Source organism: Micromonospora sp. NPDC003776 (assembly GCF_053605645.1).
In genome coordinates this window covers 1-2,986 of sequence record NZ_JBSGJR010000720.1, presented here as the reverse complement: position 1 = coordinate 2,986, position 2,986 = coordinate 1, and the positions used below count along the sequence as shown (strand labels likewise).

Annotated in this window: 2 protein-coding genes; both read right to left on the bottom strand. The window is 72.6% G+C overall.

Features of this window, described 5'->3' with window-relative positions; translation table 11 throughout:
* Positions 1–533: 533 nt before the first annotated feature.
* Entirely contained in the window at positions 534–2,474 is a 1,941-nt protein-coding gene (gene uvrC, locus ACWEVO_RS33925) for an excinuclease ABC subunit UvrC (protein WP_452311502.1), read from the bottom strand.
* 92 nt (positions 2,475–2,566) lie between these two features.
* The coding region (locus ACWEVO_RS33920) for a Rieske (2Fe-2S) protein (RefSeq protein WP_452311501.1) at positions 2,567–2,986 on the bottom strand (420 nt) is incomplete at its 5' end.

Below are 2,986 nucleotides of genomic sequence, written 5' to 3'. Positions count from 1 at the left end.
CTCGACCTCACCGGAGGTGGACCAGTCGTTCACGGGTCCGGGGGATGTAACGACGGCCGGTGGCCGGTCATTCCGACCGGCGGCCCTCCGGGGGGGGGGGGGGGCGGGGTGCCGCGCGGTCTGCCATGTTCAACGACCCCGGCCCCGGCATGATTCCGCCGCCCGGGTGGCCCCGCCCACGCCACACCCGCCCACAAAACGCCCATCCGGCCCCGAACGGCCACGCCCCGATCCCGGCGAACCGGACAACCATCGCAGGCGGCGCGCCCAGGAAGTGGTGCCTCCAGGGGCGCGGAGGCACCACTTTCCCCGAAAGTGCGGGAAACCCGCACCGGGGGCAACCGCCCACTTGCGGCACGCCGGGCCCGATCACGACCAAGTCGGAACCAGGCGGCCGTCACCTCCCGGCCACCCGGACAGCCACCCCCGAGGGCCACGACCGGCCCACCCCCAGGGCCGCGCCCTCCGAATCCGGCAACGGCGTAGGGCAAACCCGACCCGGGACACCCGCCCGCTTGTGGCGACGGGAATGGTCAGGGGGTGGGGGTGGGCTTGGGGTGCTCGTCGAGGGCTGCCAGGATCGCCTCGGCGGTACGGCGGCCCACGCCGGGCACCTCGGTGATCTCCTCGACCGTGGCGGCCGAGAGGCGTTTGAGCGAGCCGAAGTGCCGCAGCAGCGCCTTGCGGCGTACCTCCCCGAGGCCGGGGATGTTGTCGAGCGCCGACTCGGTCATCCGCTTGGAGCGGCGCTGACGGTGGAAGGTGATGGCGAACCGGTGCGCCTCGTCCCGTACGCGCTGGAGCAGGTAGAGCGCCTCCGAGGTGCGCGGCAGGATGACGGGGAACTCGTCGTCGGGCAGCCAGACCTCCTCCAGCCGCTTGGCCAGGCCGCAGAGCGCCACGTCGTCGATGCCGAGTTCGGCGAGGGCCTGCGCGGCCGCCGCCACCTGCGGTGCGCCACCGTCGACGACGACCAGCTGCGGCGGGTACGCGAACTTGCGCGGCCGGCCGGTGGTGGGGTCGATGCCGGGCCGGTCCGGGTCACCGGCGGTCTCCTCGCCGATCTCCCCGGTCTCGGCCCGCGCGTCGAGATAGCGGGCGAAGCGTCGGCGCAGCACCTCGGACATGGCGGAGAGGTCGTCCGTGGCGCCGCGGACGATGAACCGCCGGTATTCGCTCTTGCGGGGCAGCCCGTCCTCGAAGACGACCATGCTGGCGACCACGTCGGTGCCCTGGATCTGCGAGACGTCGAAGCACTCGATCCGCAGCGGCGAGGTACGCATGGCGAGCGCCTCGGCGATCTCGTCGAGGGCCTTGCTCCGGGTGGTCAGGTCACCGGCGCGCTTGAGCTTGTGCCGGGCGAGCGCGTCCTTGGCGTTGCGCTCCACGGTCTCCAGCAGGGACCGCTTGTCACCGCGCTGCGGCACCCGCAGCGACACCCGGCTGCCCCGGCGGGTGGAGAGCCAGTCGGCGAGCGCGTCGACGTCACCGGGCAGCGCGGGGACGAGCAGCTCGCGGGGCACGTCGGCCTCGCCCTGCTCGCCGCCGTAGACCTGGGTGCAGAAGTGGTGCACCAGGTCACCCATGGTGACCTCCTCGGTCTTCTCCACCACCCAGCCACGCTGGCCGCGGACCCGGCCGTCGCGGACGTGGAAGACCTGGACGGCGGCCTCGAGCGGGTCGTCGGCGAAGGCCACCACGTCGGCGTCGGTGCCGTCGCCGAGCACCACGGTCTGCTTCTCCATGGCCCGCCGCAGCGCCGCGACGTCGTCGCGCAGCCGGGCCGCCCGCTCGAACTCGAGCTGCTCGCTGGCCTCCAGCATCTCCCGTTCGAGCTTGCGGACCATCGTGTCGGTGCGGCCGCCCATGAAGTCGCAGAAGCCGTTGACGATCTCGCGGTGCCGCTCGGCGGTGACGCTGCCGACGCAGGGCGCGGAGCACTTGCCGATGTAGCCCAGCAGGCACGGCCGACCCACCTGCCCGGCCCGCTTGAACACCCCCGAGGAGCAGGTCCGCGCCGGGAAGACCCGCAGCAGAAGGTCCAGCGTCTCGCGGATCGCCCAGGCGTGGGAGTACGGCCCGAAGTAGCGCACGCCCTTGCGCTTGGCGCCCCGCATCACCTGCAGCCGCGGGTACTCCTCGTCGAGGGTGACCGCGAGGTAGGGGTAGGACTTGTCGTCGCGGTAGCGGACGTTGAACTTCGGGTCGTACTGCTTGATCCAGGTGTATTCCTGCTGGAGCGCCTCGACCTCGGTGGCGACGGTGATCCAGTCGACCGACTCGGCGGTGAAGACCATCTGCCGGGTGCGCTGGTGCAGGTTGACCGGGTCGGCGAAGTAGGAGTTGAGCCGGCTGCGCAGGTTGCGCGCCTTGCCGACGTAGATCACCCGACCGGTGCCGTCGCGGAAGCGGTAGACCCCTGGCGACTCCGGGATCGTGCCGGGCGCGGGACGGTAGGTCGAGGGGTCAGCCACGCCGACAAGCCTAGTCCGGGCCCCTGACACGCCACCGCCGCCGCGCGCGTCCCCCGGCCCCGGCGCACCGGCGGGGGACGCGCGGCGGACGGTCAGGCCAGGGTGATCTGCTCTCCGGTGACCTTGAGGTTCTTGGACGCGAGCGGCCGGGTGGCCGGGCCCTGCTTGACCGAGCCGTCGGTGATCGAGAACCGGCTGCCGTGGCAGGTGCAGTTAATCGTGCCGCCGTCGACGTTCGACACCGGGCAGCCCTGGTGGGTGCAGATCGGGTCGAAGCCCTTGAACTGGCCGGCGGTCGGCTGGGTGATCACCACGCCCTTGCTGGCGAAGACGGTCCCGCCGCCGACCGGGATGTCGGTGGTCCGGGCGAGTGGACCGGTGCTGTCCCGGTTGCCACCCTCGGCGTCACCGGCGCCGGTCGCGCCGGGGCCGCCGCTGGTAGGCGCGGAGTTGTTTCCCGGGCCCTGGTCGTCGTTGCTGCCGCAGGCGGCCAGCACCACCGCCGCGCCGAC